The organism is Anaeromyxobacter sp. SG17, assembly GCF_022690695.1.
Taxonomy (GTDB): domain Bacteria; phylum Myxococcota; class Myxococcia; order Myxococcales; family Anaeromyxobacteraceae; genus Anaeromyxobacter; species Anaeromyxobacter soli.
Window position 1 is genome coordinate 17,939 of sequence record NZ_JALCYX010000050.1, and the last position, 14,264, is coordinate 32,202.

General features: G+C 75.2%; 13 protein-coding genes and 1 pseudogene. 8 read left to right on the forward strand and 6 right to left on the reverse strand.

Annotated features, from left to right (window positions below; all coding sequences use genetic code 11):
* Positions 1-3: 3 nt before the first annotated feature.
* Positions 4-915 carry a TRAP transporter TatT component family protein gene (locus tag MNY60_RS16625; protein WP_242339931.1) on the reverse strand — a complete coding sequence of 304 codons (912 nt, stop codon included), beginning with the start codon at positions 913-915 and terminating at the stop codon, positions 4-6.
* A 73-nt stretch (positions 916-988) separates the two neighbouring features.
* Here MNY60_RS16625 and MNY60_RS16630 point away from each other — a divergent pair, with 73 nt between their 5' ends.
* Positions 989-2,851 (forward strand): TRAP transporter large permease subunit, encoded by a 1,863-nt coding sequence (locus tag MNY60_RS16630; protein WP_242339932.1) that lies wholly within the window; start codon positions 989-991, stop codon positions 2,849-2,851.
* A gap of 45 nt (positions 2,852-2,896) precedes the next feature.
* Here MNY60_RS16630 and MNY60_RS16635 read toward each other — a convergent pair whose 3' ends face one another.
* Entirely contained in the window at positions 2,897-3,631 is a 735-nt protein-coding gene (locus MNY60_RS16635) for a phosphatase PAP2-related protein (RefSeq protein ID WP_242339933.1), read from the reverse strand.
* 44 nt (positions 3,632-3,675) lie between these two features.
* Positions 3,676-4,509: an SAM-dependent methyltransferase gene (locus MNY60_RS16640; RefSeq protein ID WP_242339934.1), complete on the reverse strand. Its 834-nt coding sequence runs from the start codon at positions 4,507-4,509 to the stop codon at positions 3,676-3,678.
* 82 nt (positions 4,510-4,591) lie between these two features.
* Between MNY60_RS16640 and MNY60_RS16645 the strand changes: the two genes are divergently transcribed.
* Positions 4,592-5,383: a glycerophosphodiester phosphodiesterase gene (locus MNY60_RS16645; RefSeq protein ID WP_242339935.1), complete on the forward strand. Its 792-nt coding sequence runs from the start codon at positions 4,592-4,594 to the stop codon at positions 5,381-5,383.
* 19 nt (positions 5,384-5,402) lie between these two features.
* Here the strand turns inward: MNY60_RS16645 and MNY60_RS16650 are convergent, their stop codons facing one another.
* Positions 5,403-6,212 carry a DUF4412 domain-containing protein gene (locus MNY60_RS16650; protein WP_242339936.1) on the reverse strand — a complete coding sequence of 270 codons (810 nt, stop codon included), beginning with the start codon at positions 6,210-6,212 and terminating at the stop codon, positions 5,403-5,405.
* Between the two features lie 180 nt (positions 6,213-6,392).
* Positions 6,393-7,991 carry an ABC-F family ATP-binding cassette domain-containing protein gene (locus MNY60_RS16655; protein WP_242339937.1) on the reverse strand — a complete coding sequence of 533 codons (1,599 nt, stop codon included), beginning with the start codon at positions 7,989-7,991 and terminating at the stop codon, positions 6,393-6,395.
* Between the two features lie 144 nt (positions 7,992-8,135).
* Here MNY60_RS16655 and MNY60_RS16660 point away from each other — a divergent pair, with 144 nt between their 5' ends.
* The gene (locus MNY60_RS16660; protein ID WP_242361158.1) at positions 8,136-9,320 is read left to right on the forward strand and encodes an MFS transporter; all 1,185 of its coding nucleotides are present in this window, start codon (positions 8,136-8,138) and stop codon (positions 9,318-9,320) included.
* Between the two features lie 17 nt (positions 9,321-9,337).
* Here MNY60_RS16660 and MNY60_RS16665 read toward each other — a convergent pair whose 3' ends face one another.
* Positions 9,338-10,147, reverse strand: a complete 810-nt coding sequence (locus tag MNY60_RS16665; protein WP_242341597.1) for a glycosyltransferase family 2 protein — start codon at positions 10,145-10,147, stop codon at positions 9,338-9,340.
* A 146-nt stretch (positions 10,148-10,293) separates the two neighbouring features.
* Between MNY60_RS16665 and MNY60_RS16670 the strand changes: the two genes are divergently transcribed.
* The 5 genes and pseudogenes from MNY60_RS16670 to MNY60_RS16690 all read left to right on the forward strand — a co-directional run.
* Positions 10,294-11,241, forward strand: a complete 948-nt coding sequence (locus MNY60_RS16670; RefSeq protein WP_242361159.1) for a class I SAM-dependent RNA methyltransferase — start codon at positions 10,294-10,296, stop codon at positions 11,239-11,241.
* A 144-nt stretch (positions 11,242-11,385) separates the two neighbouring features.
* The gene (locus tag MNY60_RS16675) at positions 11,386-12,324 is read left to right on the forward strand and encodes an ABC transporter ATP-binding protein (protein ID WP_242341528.1); all 939 of its coding nucleotides are present in this window, start codon (positions 11,386-11,388) and stop codon (positions 12,322-12,324) included.
* Entirely contained in the window at positions 12,257-13,021 is a 765-nt protein-coding gene (locus MNY60_RS16680) for an ABC transporter permease (RefSeq protein WP_242361160.1), read from the forward strand. The genes MNY60_RS16675 and MNY60_RS16680 overlap by 68 nt, the downstream gene beginning before the upstream one ends.
* Positions 13,018-14,031 carry an ABC transporter substrate-binding protein gene (locus MNY60_RS16685; protein WP_242361162.1) on the forward strand — a complete coding sequence of 338 codons (1,014 nt, stop codon included), beginning with the start codon at positions 13,018-13,020 and terminating at the stop codon, positions 14,029-14,031. Before MNY60_RS16680 ends, MNY60_RS16685 begins: the two co-directional genes overlap by 4 nt.
* A pseudogene (locus MNY60_RS16690) lies at positions 14,028-14,264 on the forward strand (hypothetical protein); the annotation flags it as partial. The gene MNY60_RS16685 and the pseudogene MNY60_RS16690, both read left to right, overlap by 4 nt.

Here is a 14,264-nt window from a genome sequence, read left to right on the forward strand (position 1 = left end):
GGATCAGAGGAACAGGTCTTCGACGTGGTCGAGCAGGACGCGCGCGCGCCGCTGCGCGAGGATGTTCGCGAGCCGGTACTTCGGCACTTCCTCGGCGTTCGCCCGCAGGACCTCCTCGAGCTCGCGCTCGAACGCGGCCCGGTCCTGCTGCTTCACCAGGGTTCCCTCTGCATAAGCGACGCGCGGGCCCAGCTTCTTGTTCAACGAGAGCTCGAGCGCGCGGTCGAGGTGCGCCTTCGCGCGCGCCGGGCCGCCGCCCTCGTGCTCGCCGCGGGCGGCGTCCAGCGAGACGAAGTACTCGTGCAGCGCCCCCTCCCCCCAGCGCTCGTCGAGCGCGAGCGCCCGCTCCATCATGGCGACCGGGATCGGGAGCTCGGCCACGAGCGCCATGTCTCCCTTGCCGTTCGCGATGGCGAGCGTCCAGGCGGACGCCGTCCAGTAGAGCGCCTCCACGTCCCGCTTCTCGGCGCGCTTCAGCGCCTTGGCGAGATCCCGCCCCTCGCGGAGCTGCGCCGAGAGGTGCTCGTGCCGCTCTTCGAGCGCCCTCAGGCCGTAGTCGCGCGCGCGGAGGTACAGCTTGCGCGCCCGCTCCCGGCCGGCGCGGGCCGCGTCGAGGTTGCCGTCGAGGTCCGCGCGATCGGCGTCCGACTGGACGAACGCGTACGCATACTGGGTGAAGTTGCCCGCCAGGGCCCGGAGCAGGCCCTCGTGCTCCGGGTTCTCGGAGAGGAGCCCCTCCATCGTCTTGAGGCCGAAGGGCACGGCCTCGCGGACGAGCTCGGGATCGTCGTCCGACCCGTAGGCGGAGCCGCTCTGGGCCACGGCGTCGGAGACGAACGACATGGCGGTGCTGCGACAGCCGGTGAGGGACGCAGCGGTGACGGAGAGTGCAGTGACGAGCAGGAGTCGCTTCACGGGAAAGGGCGCGGCTGAGGGGAGTTCGTGGTAGTCATATTTGCCCCTCCCTGACGGGTCAATCGACTTTCTCGTGACCGCCCCATCCACGCTCCCTCCCGACTCCGAGGTCGCTCCCGCCCGCGCCGCCGGGACGCGGCTCGAGCGCGGCCTGCTCGCCTTCTTCCTCCTCGCGATGGTCGCCCTCCCCGCGGCCTCGACGGTCTCGCGCCGCTTCACCGGGCGCGAGCTGCCGGGCTCCGCGGTGCTCGCGCAGCACATCACGCTGTGGGTCGGCTTCCTCGGCGCGCTGCTCGCCACCGCGTCCGGCCACCACCTCGCCCTCTCGACCATCGAGCTCGTCCCCGCGGGACGCCCGCGGCGGATGGCACGGTTCTTCACCCAGGCCGTGTCGGCGGCCGCCTGCGCGCTCCTCGCGTGGGCGTCGGCCCGGCTCGTGGCCGTCGAGTGGAGGGGCTTCGGGACGGTGGCGTTCGGCATCCGCGTGGCGTGGAGCGAGCTCGTGATGCCGATCGGCTTCGGCTTCATGGCGCTCCGCTTCGCCTGGCGCGCCGGCGACGGGGCCGGCGCGGAGCGCTGGGCGACCCGCGCCGCGGCCTTCGCCCTCGCCGCCTCCGCCTTCGTGCTCGGCGCGGTCGAGCCCGGGCCGACGCTCGTCTGGATCCTCCTCGCGATCGTGCTCGCGGCGTTCCTGCTCGGCGCGCCGGTCTTCGTCGCGATGAGCGGCGTCGCGATGGCCCTGTTCTTCCGCGACGGGGGCTCCGAGGCGATCGCGGCGGTGCCCACGGCCACGTTCAACCTCGTCTCCTCCGCCACGCTGCCGGCGATCCCGCTCCTCACCGCGGCCGGCTACGTGCTCGCCGAGGGCGGCGCCGCGCAGCGGCTGGTCCGCGCGTACAAGGGGATCTTCGGCTGGATGCCCGGCGGCGTCGCCATCATGGCGACCTTCGTCTGCGCGCTCTTCACGACGTTCACGGGCGCGTCCGGCGTCACGATCCTCGCGCTCGGCGGGCTCCTCCTCCCCGCGCTCCGCCGCGAGGGCTACCCGGAGGACTTCTCCGTCGGGCTCGTCACCGCCTCCGGCTCGCTCGGTCTGCTCTTCCCGCCCTCGCTGCCGGTCATCCTCTACGGCGTGGTCGCCCAGGCGCCCATCGACCACCTGTTCCTCGGCGGGCTCGTCCCGGGCCTGCTCATGATCGTCATCGTCGCCGCGTACGGCGTGGCGGTCGGCATCCGCTCCCACGCGCCGCGCGAGCGGTTCGAGCCGCGCGAGGCGGCCGCCGCGCTGTGGGCGGCGAAGTGGGACCTCGGCCTGCCGACCCTGGTCGTGGTCTCCGTCGCGACCGGGTTCGCCACCATCGTCGAGGCGGCGGCGCTCGCGGCGGCCTACTCGATCGTGGTCGAGCTCTTCATCTTCCGCTCCATCCACCCGCTGCGGGATCTGCCGCGCGTGCTCGTGGACGCGGCCGCCCTCGTCGGCAGCGTGCTCATCCTGCTCGGCACGGCGCTCGGGCTCACCTCCTGGTTCGTGGACGCGGAGATCCCCACCCGGCTCGTCGAGTGGATGACCGCGACCGTGAAGAGCCCGGCGCTCTTCCTGCTCATGCTGAACGCGGTGCTCCTCGTCCTCGGGAGCGTGCTCGAGATCTACTCGGCGATCGTGGTGCTCGCCCCCCTCGTGGCGCCCCTCGGCGCGGCCTACGGGATCGAGCCCATCCACCTCGGCGTCGTGTTCCTCGCGAACCTCGAGCTCGGGTTCCTGTTCCCGCCGATGGGCCTGAACCTCTTCCTCGCCGCCTCGCGCTTCGGCAAGCCCCTGCCCTACATGTACCGCAAGGCCTTCCCGTTCCTGCTCATCATGGCGGCGGGCGTGCTCGCCATCACCTACCTGCCGGCCATCACGACGGGCGTCGTCGAGCTGCTCGTCGGGAAGTGAGCGCGGCCCGCGCTGGCCCGTAGCCGGGAGCGCGCGGCGCGGCCTTCAGGCCCCGTCGCCCGCGCGGGCGGGCCAGCCCTCGCGCAAGGCGAAGATCGCGAACGTCACCGCGTACGCGCCCACCACGTCGATCGCGTAGTGCAGGTGCGAGAGGAAGACCGACGCGACGACGAGCACGTGGGCGACGAGCGCGGCCGCGCGGAGCGGCGGCGAGCGCCACACGTACAGCACGAGCAGGAAGGTGGTCGCGGTGTGGCCCGAGAAGAACAGATCCTGCGTGAGGTAGGCGCGCATGGACCCGTCGGCGAACACCTGCCACGGGGAAACGAGGGACAGGAACACCTCGCCGAACCCGTGGCCCGCGATCCCGACGCCGCCGACCTGCGGCGGCGGGGCGCCGAGCCCGGTGAGGACGAGCGTCGCGCCGCGGGCGAGCGAGACGAGGCCGCCCGTCACGGTGTAGCGGGCGAAGCGGCGGGGCGCGCGCCACAGGAGCGCGAGCGCGAGCGGGACGTACGCGACGAGCCAGAGCACGTAGTTCGCGCGGGCGATCCAGTCGACGTACGGCACCGCCGACAGCACGAGGTCCGGGAGCGGTGGCGCGAGGCGCCGCTCGTTCCAGATCGCCGCGGCGGTCATGACCGCGTAGCAGGCGGCGCGGAAGGCGAGCGCGCCGAGCACGGCGCGCCACAGCGCGCGCAGGCCGGCGAGCCCGCGCGGGCCCTCGGCCTCGATCGCGGCGACCTCGACCCGCTCACCCTCTGTTCGTCGCAGGTCCACGGGCGGGCTTATCCCACGCGCCGGCGCCGGCGCGCAAAGGCGGCCTACGCCGGCTCGCCCGCGAGCAGCCGGAGGAGCTTCGGCCGGACCCCGGCCGCCGCCACGAGCGCGTCGAGCCGCTCCTTCGCCTCGCGCGAGGAGGCCCGCACCTTCTTGCCGAGGATGAGCTCGTTCTTCACCGAGTGCTCCCACCCGGTGAGCTCGGTGACGGTCACCTTGTAGCCGGCCGCCTCGAGCGCGAGCGCGCGGACGACGTTCGTGAGGTGCGACCCGAACTCGCGCCGGTGCCAGGGGTGGTCGAAGAGCGGCGCGAGGAGAGGGGACGGCGCCGGCGCACCGGCGAGCTGGCGCGCCACCTCCGCCTGGCAGCACGGCACCACCGCGACGTGGTCCGCGCCGTGGCGGATGGCGAGCGCGAGCGCGTCGTCCGTGGCCGTGTCGCAGGCGTGGAGCGCGGTGACGACGTGGACGCGCTCGGGCACGGGCGCGCCCGCGATGGGCGCCTCGACGAAGCGGAGCCGGTCGAACCCGAGCCGCGCGGCGCGCTCCGCGCCCGCGCGCGCGAGGTCCGGGCGCGACTCGACCGCGAGGAGGCTCCCCTTGCCGGCCGGCCGGAGGAAGAGCTCGTAGAGGACGAAGCCGAGGTAGCTCTTGCCCGCGCCGCAGTCCACGACGACCGGGTCGCCGAAGCGGCCGAGCACGTCGTCGAGCGCCGGCGCGAGGAGCCCCGCGAGGTGGTTCACCTGCTTGAGCTTGCGCAGGCTGTCCGCGTTGAGATCGCCCGCGCGCGTGAGGAGGTGGAGCTCCTTCAGGAGCTCCGTGGACGTGCCGGGGAGGAGCTCGCGGCGGACGGCCTCCCCTTTCACCTGGCGGCGCATGCGGGCGTGTTGTAACCGAGGGAGGCGCCGAGATCGAAGATGATCTCGATCCTCGCCCCCGATCTCGCCCTCGACCCGACCCATGCACCCCTTCCTCTCCCTCCCCTCCCCCTGGCTCGTCGCCCACCGCGGCGGCAGCGCCCTCGCCCCGGAGAACACGCTCCCCGCCTTCGACGTGGCCGCGGAGCTCGGCGCGGACGCCATCGAGACCGACGTGCGGCGCACGCGAGACGGCGTGCTGGTCGTCTTCCACGACGAGACCACGGAGCGGATCACCGGCGCGCCCGGGACGGTCGAGGGCCGGACGCTCGAAGAGCTCCGGACGCTCGACGCCGCGTTCGGCTTCACGCCGGACGGGGGCCGCACCTTTCCGCGCCGCGGCACGGGCGTCCGGATCCCCACCTTCGCCGAGGCGCTCGCGCGCTACCCGGCCATGCGCTTCATCGTGGACGCGAAGTCCGAGGAGCCGGCGCTCGCCGAGGCGCTCGCGGCGGCGATCCGGGCGGCCGGCGCGGAGCACCGCGTCTGCGTGGGATCGTTCTTCGACGCGCAGGCCGAGCGCCTGGGGGCGCTCCTCCCCGCCTGCGCGCGGTACCTGCCGCAGGAGGCCGCCACCTGCCACGTCCTCGCGGCGCTCTCCGGCGGCGACGCGTCCGCCTGCCCCGGCGGCTACGCGCTCGCCTCGCTGCCGGCGCGCATGAACGAGCTCGAGGTGGTCTGCCCGCCGGTCATCGCGCACTTCCACGGGCGCGGCATGCCCGTGCACGCGTGGACGGTCGACGCCGCCGACGAGATGCGCGCGCTGCTCGCGATGGGCGTCGACGCGATCGTGACCGATCGGCCCGACGTGCTCCGCGCCGTGCTGGGCCGCTGACGCCCCGCTCGCGTCGGGGTCACTTGCCGGCCGGCGGCGCCTCGCCCGCGGGCGGCTTCATCAGCTCCTCCAGCTTCTTGCGCTGCTCCGGCGGGAGGTTCTTCTGCGCCTCCTCGCGCTGCTTCATCGCCTCCTCCATCTTCTGCTGCATCTCCGGCGAGGCGACCGGCGACTCCGTGCGGGCGTAGCCGGCCGGCACCTCGAGCATCGAGGCCGGCACCTTCTGCTTCTTCGCGCTCACGAGCTCCATCTTCATGCGCGGCTCGCCCGTCTTCGCGTCGAGGAGGACCCAGCGCGCCGGCAGGCCGTCGAGCCCGGCTTCCTTCAGGGCGCGCGGCAGCGCCGAGTCCGCGTCGCCGCTCGCCGCCGCCCAGCCCGCGACGGTCCCGAGCTCGCGCGTCACGCAGACGTCGAAGCTCGCGCCGCCCGAGCTCTCGACCTTGGCCCGATCGCAGCGGAGCCCCGCGACGCGATCGCTCCCGGCGCGCTTCACCGTCCAGCGCTCCTGCGGCTCGCCCTCCCGCTTCGAGTCGACGACGCTGTAGCTCTTGCGCTCCTCGTGCAGGAAGTACACGCGCCCGGGCTCGCTCGCCTTCACGATCGAGATCATCCGCAGCCGGTCCTTCAGCCCCTGCTGCACGAGCTCGGGCGGCGGGGCGACGTCGAGCTCGCTGCGCGAGCCCCTCGGCGACAGGTACACGACGGCGTGGCCCTCGCGCGCGGGCCCTTCGCCCCCCGTCATCCGGTACTCGGCCCTGCCCTCGAACTCCGCGCCGCGCGCGCCGAGGGCGACCGCGAGCGAGAGCGCTGCGACGACGAGCTGACGCATGGACATCCCTCCCGGCCGCCCCAGTAGCGGCCCGGCCGATGATGCGCCGCTCGGCGGCAGCGCGCCACGGGAGACCTCGCCTGCTGCCCCACCCGGAGGGAACCCGAGGCGAGGGCCTGCGCGGCGAGCGGCGCGCGCGCCCCGGCGCGCTCGCGCTCGGCCGTCCGGCGGGACGGAGGATCAGCCGTGCGCGCTGGCGAGATCCGGGTGCTTCTCGACGAACTCGTCGAAGGTGCCCGGGAAGTCGAGCACCGGCTCCCCCTGGTGCAGCGCCCAGATGCGAGTGCCCACCTCGCGGATGAGCTCCTGGTCGTGCGTGACGACGACGAGGGTGCCCTCGTAGCGCTGCAGCCCCTCCGAGAGCGCCGCGATCGACTGCAGGTCGAGGTGGTTCGTCGGCTCGTCGAGGACGAGGACGTTGTCCTTGAAGAGCATGAGCTTCGCGAGCAGGAGCCGGACCGTCTCGCCGCCGGAGAGCGTCGCGGTGGGCTTCATCCGCTCCTCGCCCGAGAACAGCATCCGGCCGAGCAGCCCGGAGATCTCCTCGTTCGAGAGCTTGTCCTCGAGCTCGCGCAGCCAGCCGAACGCGGTGGTCCCTGGCCGGATCGCCCCCTGCTGATCCTGCGGCAGGTAGCCGACCTGCGCCTGGTGGCCCCACTTCACGTGACCGTGGTCCGGCTGCAGCTCGCCCGCGATCATCTTCACGAGCGTGGTCTTGCCGACGCCGTTCTTGCCGATGACGCAGATCTTCTCGCCGCGGGTGACGAGCGCGCTGAACGGCTGGATCACCTCGTTGCCGCCGTAGCGCTTGTCGATGCCCTCGACGGTGAGCGTCTGCTTCCCCGAGGGCGCCTTCTGCTCGAACTTGATGAACGGCGCCTGGATGTTCGAGCGCTTCATGTCCTCGAGCTTGAGCTTCTGCATCGAGCGGATGCGGCTCTGGACCTGGGAGGCGCGCGTGCCGGCGTGGAAGCGGGCCACGAACTCGCGGAGCTGCTCGATCTTCTTCTTCTTCTCCGCGTTCTCCGACTCGACGCGCGAGCGCACCTGGCCCTTCTGGCGGACCATGTCGTCGTAGCCGCCCGGGTAGGTGATGATCGTCTCGTAGTCGATGTCCGCGATGTGCGTGCAGATCGCGTTCAGGAAGTGGCGGTCGTGCGAGATGGTGATGAGCACGCCCTCGTAGGCGTGGAGGAACTTCTCCAGCCAGCGGATGGACTCGATGTCGAGGTGGTTCGTGGGCTCGTCGAGGAGCAGCCCCTGGGGCTTGCCGAAGAGCGCCTGCGCGAGCAGGACGCGCAGCTTGTAGCCGCCGGTGAGCGCCCGCATGGGCTGATCGTGCCAGGGCTCCTCGATACCGAGGCCCTGGAGCAGCTCCGCCGCGTCGGCCTCCGCCGAGTAGCCGTCCTCCTCGGCGATGGTCCCCTCGAGCTCGCCGAGCCGGGTGCCGTCCTCATTGGAGATCTCCTCCTTGGCGAGGAGCGCCTCCTTCTCCTGGATCGCTGCCCAGAGCCCGCCGTTGCCCATGAGGACGACGTCGAGGACGCGGTTGTCCTCGAAGCGGAAGTGGTCCTGGCGGAGGATGCCGAGCTTCTTCGGCCGGAGAACGGAGCCGGTGTCGGAGTCCTCGTCCCCGGCGAGGATCTTCATGAAGGTGGTCTTGCCCGCGCCGTTCGGGCCGGTGAGGCCGTACCGGTTCCCGGGCGAGAACGCGACGTTCACGTCCTCGAAAAGCCGCTTCGGGCCGAAGGCCTTGGTGACGTTCTGCACTGAGATCATGGTCGCGGGGCGTTTTAGCGGAAACGCCGGGTATTTGCGAGCCGGCCGAACCCTCGCCGGAGCGGCCTCCCTCCGCGCGCGGCGAGCGTCCGCCAGCGTTCGCGTTCTCGACCCGCTCGCCCTCGCGGTTTAGGCTCCCGCCGCGTGAGGGCGCCCCGCGCCGAGTCCCGCTTGCCCGCCCGCCCGGCCGCCCGCGCCGCTGCGCTCCTGGCGCTCGTGCACGCGCTGCCGCTCCTCGATCGCGCCGCCTTCGGCGCGGTGCTGGAGCGGATGCGCGCCGACCTGTGGCTCACCGATCTGCAGCTCGGGCTCGCCGCGAGCGTCCCCGCGCTCGCGCTGGGCGTCCTCGCGCTGCGCCCCGCGCGCGCGCCCGCCCGAAGGATCCGCGGGGTGCTCTCGGCCGCCCTGTGGAGCGCGGCGGGGGCGCTCGCCTGGGCGTCGCGGGGCGCGGGGACGCTCCTCCTCTCGCGCGCGGCGGCGGGCGCCGCCTCGGCGGCCGCGGCCCCTGCGCGTCAGTCGCCGCGCGAAGGCGAGGAGACCTTGCCCGGCGGCGGCGCCCTCGTCACCACTGCGGTCGCGCTCGCGGCGCTCGGTTATGCGGGCGCTGGCGCGCTCGGCTGGCGGCTCGGCTGGCGCGCGGCCCTCGTCGCCTCCGCGGCGACCTCGCTCCTCGCCACCGTCACGCTGAGCCGGGGGGCGGTCGCCGCCGCCCCTTCCGCGCTCCCCCGCCATCCCGCGTTCCGGCGCTCGCTCGCCGGCGGCGCGCTCGTCGCCTTCGCGGCCGGCGCGCTCGCCACCTGGGCGCCCGCGTTCCTGGAGCGCGCTCGCGGGGTGCCGCGCGCGATCTCGCCGCTCGAGACCGGCGCGGCCGTGCTCATGGCCGGGGCCGCGGCCGCCTGGGGACGCGGCGTCCTCGCGGAGGCGCTCCGGCGGGCCGGCGCTTCCCGCTGGCTCTGCCCCGGGGCGGCCCTGGCGGCCGCGCCGCTCGCCCTCGGCGCCCTCCTCGCCCGGCGCCCGGTGGCGTACCTCGCCGCCCTGGTGACGGCCATCGCGCTCGTGCTCGTCGCGCTCGCCGCGCTGCGCGAGGCGCTCGCGCGGACGCTGCCCGCCGACCGCCGCGGCGCCGCGACGGGCGCGCTCCTCCTCGTCGCGCTCCTCGGTGACGCGCCGGCGGCGCTCGTCGTCGGCGCGGTCTCGCACCGCACCTCGCTCTGGTGGGCCATGTTGCTCGTCCCCGCCGCGCTCCTCGCCGGAGGCGTGCTCCTCGCGCAGGCGGCGCGGGGTCCGGGCGCAGGCGCAGGGCCCGGGGAGGAAGCCGGACGACGCTGAACGGCGCGCCGGACGTGCTACGGCAGCAGCCGGTACACGTCCGCGAACCGCCGCTCCGCGAAGGCGCGGACGAGCTCGGGGTGCGCGCCGCGCCGCACGTCGTCGAGGAGCGCGTACTTGCGCGCGTGGTAGTGCGCGACCGCCTCGGCGAGGCGGACGCCGTCGCGGCCCCCGCGGAACAGCGCGCCGTGGACGAGCGTCTCCTTCGCGGCGTGGACCGCCTTCTGGAGCGCAGGCGGCTTCGTGCGGCGTCCCTCCGCGTGGAAGCGGATGGCCCACAGGAGCGCGTAGCGATCGACCTTCGAGCGCATCGCCTCGACGCTCGTCGCGAAGCGGTGCTCGACGTGCGCCTCGAGCCGCACCGTGGCCGCGGGCGGGAGCGCCTCGTGGACGATCATGCTCGGCTCCCAGCGCGCGTGGTCGCGCCGCACGAGCCGGACGTGCCGCTCGGTGCGGAAGAGGAAGCGGTGACCCGGCAGCTCCGCCCAGTCGCGCCGGACGAGCGAGTAGTGCGGCGCGGACGGCGCGGACGCCTTCCAGGCGCGGAGCGCGGCGATCGCCTCGGGCTCCAGCCACTCGTCCGAGTCGAGGAAGAACACGTAGTCGCAGGCGGGCAAGGCCTCCGTGGCCACCTGGCGCGCGGCGCCGTAGCCCTCCCACCGGTGGACCACGTGGCGGATGCCGCGCGCGCGGACGAGCTCGGCGGACCCGTCCGACGAGCAGGAGTCCACCGCGACGAGCTCGTCCGCGACCGCCGCGACCGAGTCGAGGCAGCGCGCGAGGGTGTCCGCGTTGTCGCCGTGGATGACGAAGCCGCCGAGCCGCAAGGAGCCTCCCGAGGCGGCGACCTTTACCCGGGGGGGCCGCCGCGGCGCAAGCGCGACGGTCCGCCGGCCCCGTGGGCGAGCGGCTCGCGCGCCGGGGCGCGCGTGGTCCTTGCGAGCGGCGCCGGGGTGCCGTCAGGATGCGGCGCATGAGCCGTTCCGAGCGGATCTTCTGCGCCTGCGCGCCCGGCCTCGAGCCCGTCCTCGCGGCCGAGCTCGCGGCGCTGGGGCTCGCCGCGCGCGCCCTCCCGGGCGGCGCCGAGGCCGAGGGCGAGGACGCCGCCGCGCTCGCCTGCCTCGCCTCCCGCGCCGCGGACGCGGTGCTCCTGCGGCTGTGGGAGGGCGACCCGGCGGAGCTCCCCGCCGCGAAGCGCGCCGCGGCGCGCCGCGCGGGCGGTGCGGCGCTCGAGGTCCGCACCGGGCGCGGGCGCGCGACCCTCTCGGTCGACGCGGCCGGGGCGCCGCTCTTCCGCCGCGGCTGGCGCGCCCGGATCGGCGCCGCCCCGCTGCGCGAGTCGCTCGCCGCGGGCATCCTCCTCGCGTGCGGGTGGAAGGGCGACCGCCCTTTCCTCGATCCGATGTGCGGCTCGGGGACGATCGCCATCGAGGCGGCGCTCGCCGCCGGCCGGCGCGCGCCGGGACTCGGCCGCTCCTTCGCCTTCGAGCGCCTGCCCGGCCACGACGCCGCCCGCACCGAGCGCCTCCGCGCGCGCCTCGCGGCGCAGGCCCGGCCGATCGCGGTCGCCATCCACGCCTCCGACCGGAACGCCGGCGCGCTCCGGCTCGCCCAGAAGAACGCCGCCGCGGCGGGCGTCGCCGACGCGATCCGCTTCGAGCGCGCGGACGCCGCCCGCGTCGAGCCGCCCCCCGGGCCGGGGCTGTGCGCGGTGAACCCGCCGTACGGCGTGCGGCTCGACGAGGACGCTGCCCTCGCCTGGCGCGCGCTGGGCGCGCTCTTCCCCCGGCTCCGCGGCTGGGAGGTCGCGGTCCTCGGGCCCGACCGCGGGTACGAGCGGCTCCTGCCGCTCGCGCCCGCGTCCGCGCTGCCCGTTCGCAACGGCGGGCTCGCCTGCCGGCTCCTGCGTCTCTCCCCCTGACGACCCGAGGAGCGGTCGCGGTCGGTCGGCGGAGCGCCGGCGACCGCCTTCACGGGGCGGGGGATCGAGCCGCCGTGCGCTCGGCCGGGGCGTCCAGACGAGGGTGCAGGCATTCGCAGCCCGCGGGACGCACATTGGTGCCGCATGTGGAGGCAGGTCGGCGGGCGCTTCGCCCTTTTGACGCGCGCCGTGCGCCGGGCCCGGCGCCGCGCCGGGATCGGGCTGCTCACGCCCCGGGTGAAGCGCGCCGGCCCGCCCAAGATCGACGTCTCCCGCGTGGGGCACCGCTTCGGGAACCAGGTGGTCGCGCTCCGGGACGTGAACATCGAGGTACACGCCGGCGAGTTCGTGTGCCTCGTCGGGCCGTCCGGCTGCGGGAAGACCACCCTCCTCTACGCGCTCGCCGGCCACCTCGAGCCGAGCGGCGGGCGCATCACCATCGACGGCCTGCGCGTGAAGGGCCCCGGGCCGGACCGCCTGCTCGTCTTCCAGGAGCCCGCGCTCTTCCCCTGGCTCACCGTCCGCCAGAACCTCGTCTTCGCGCTCCGCGCGCGCGGCCTCTCCCGCGCCGACGCCGACGCGCGCGCCCGCGAGTACGTCGCGCGCGTCCACCTCGACGGGTTCGAGGAGACGCTCCCGCACCAGCTCTCGGGCGGCATGCGCATGCGCGTCCAGCTCGCGCGCGCCCTCGCGCTCGACCCGGCCGTGCTGCTGATGGACGAGCCGTTCGCCGCGCTCGACGCGCAGACCCGCAGCCACATGCACCAGCTCCTCCAGCAGGTCTGGCTGCGGGACCGCAAGACGGTGGTGTTCGTGACGCACGACGTGCGCGAGGCGCTCGTGCTCGGCGACCGCGTCATCGTGATGGCGGCGCGGCCCGGCCGCGTGCTGCAGGACCTGGACGTCCGGCTCGAGCGACCGCGCGATCCGGACGACGATGCGCTCGTGGAGATGTCGCGGCGCATCCGGGACGAGCTGAGGCGCGCCGAGGCGGCGGGCGCGGCGGAGGGACGGGATGCACGGATCGCTGCGGACGGGGCTACTCCTCTCGGTCCCGCTCCTCATCTGGGAGCTCCTCTCTAGGATCGGCCCCTGGCCTCACTGGCTCTTCCCCGGCCCGCTCGCGGTCGCCGCGAGCGTCGTCCACATGGCCGCGGACGGCCGGCTCGGGGCGGCCGCGGCGCGCTCGCTCGGCCGCCTCGCGCAGGGGTACGCGTTCTCGGCGGTGGCGGGGGTCCCGCTCGGCGTCCTGCTCGCGCGGAGCGCGCTCCTGCGCGGCGCGCTCCGCCCCGTCGTGCTGGGCCTGCAGGCGCTCCCGTCGATCTGCTGGCTGCCGCTCGCGATCCTCTGGTTCGGCCTCTCGGAGACCGCCATCCTGTTCGTGGTCGTCATGGGCTCCGTGCTCGCGATCGCGATCGCGACGGAGGACGCGATCGCGGGCGTGGACCCGCTCATCCTCCGCGCCGCCGGCACGCTCGGGATCCGCGGCGCGCGCTTCCACGCCGGGGTGCTCCTGCCCGCCGCGCTCCCCGGGATCCTCACCGGGCTGAAGCTCGGCTGGAGCTTCGCGTGGCGCGCGCTCATGGCGGGCGAGCTCCTCTTCGTCGCGGGCGGCCTCGGGCAGCTTTTGCAGAACGGCCGCGAGCTGCTCGACGCGGCGCAGGTCATGGGCGTCATGGCCGCCATCGTCGCCATCGGCGTCGCGGTCGATCGCGTCCTCTTCCGCATCCTCGAGCTGCGCGTGCGGCGCCGCTGGGGGCTCCTCGAGGAGCCCGCGTGACGCCGCGTCTTCTCGGTCTCGCCACGCGTCGCGCGTCGCCCGTCGCCGTCGTGGCGGCGGCCGCGCTCGTGCTCGCCGGCGGCTGCTCCCGCGGGCGGGGGCCCGACGCGCCGTTCCGCCTCGGCTACTTCCCGAACGTCACGCACGCCCAGGCGCTCGTGGGCGTCGACGACGGCACCTTCGCGCGGGCGCTCCCGGCGCGGCTCGAGACGCGCATGTTCAACGCGGGGCCGGCGGCGATGGAGGCGCTGCTCGCGGGCGACCTCGACGCGAGCTACGTGGGCCCCGGCCCGGCCGCGATCGCGTTCCTGCGCACGCAGGGGCAGGCGCTGCGCGTCCTCGCGGGCGCCACCTCGGGCGGCGCGGCGCTGGTGGTGAAGGACGCGCGCGTCCCCGCGGATCTCGCCGGGAAGCGCGTGGCGTCGCCGCAGCTCGGCAACACGCAGGACGTCGCGCTCCGCATGTGGCTCCGCAAGGTGGGGCTCCACGACGCGCGCGGCCAGGGGACGGTGGAGGTGACGCCGCTCGCGAACCCCGACATCCTCGCGCTCTTCGCGCGCGGCGACCTCGCCGGCGCGTGGGTGCCGGAGCCCTGGGCGTCGCGGCTCGTGGCCGAGGCGGGCGGACGGATCCTCGTGGACGAGCGCACCCTCTGGCCAGAAGGGCGCTTCCCCACCACCGTGCTCGTCGTGTCCGCGCGCGCGCTCGAGCGGCGCCGCCCCGAGGTGCTCGCGCTCGTGCGCGCGCACCTCGAGCTCACCCGGCGCTGGGAGCAGGATCGAGCCGGCTTCGCCCGGCTCGCGAACGCGGCCTACGGGGCGCGCACCGGCAAGCCGCTCCGGGAGGCCGTGCTGCGCGACGCCTTCTCGCGCGTGGCGCCGACCGTGGACCCGCTGAAGGCGCAGCTCGAGCGCATGGCGCGCGACGCGCAGGCGCTGGGCTTCGCGCCCAAGGGCGAGCTCTCGGGTATGGTGGACGCGACCATGCTCCAGGAGATCGCGCACCGATGAGCGGGACCCCAGGGCGCACCGCCCGCCGCGCCGCCAAGCTGCTCGCGCTCACCCTCGCGTCCGTCCTCGGCGCCGGCTGCGCCGCCCGCAGCGCGGTCGCGCCGCCGCTCGACGGGGCCTCGACGTCCGCGGATCGCGACCCCACCCCGCCCCCCGGCGAGGCGCCGCCGGAGCCGCCGCGGCGCGCGCCGGAGCTCGGCGCGGAGCCGGAGGCGGCGCCGGACGCGGGCGCC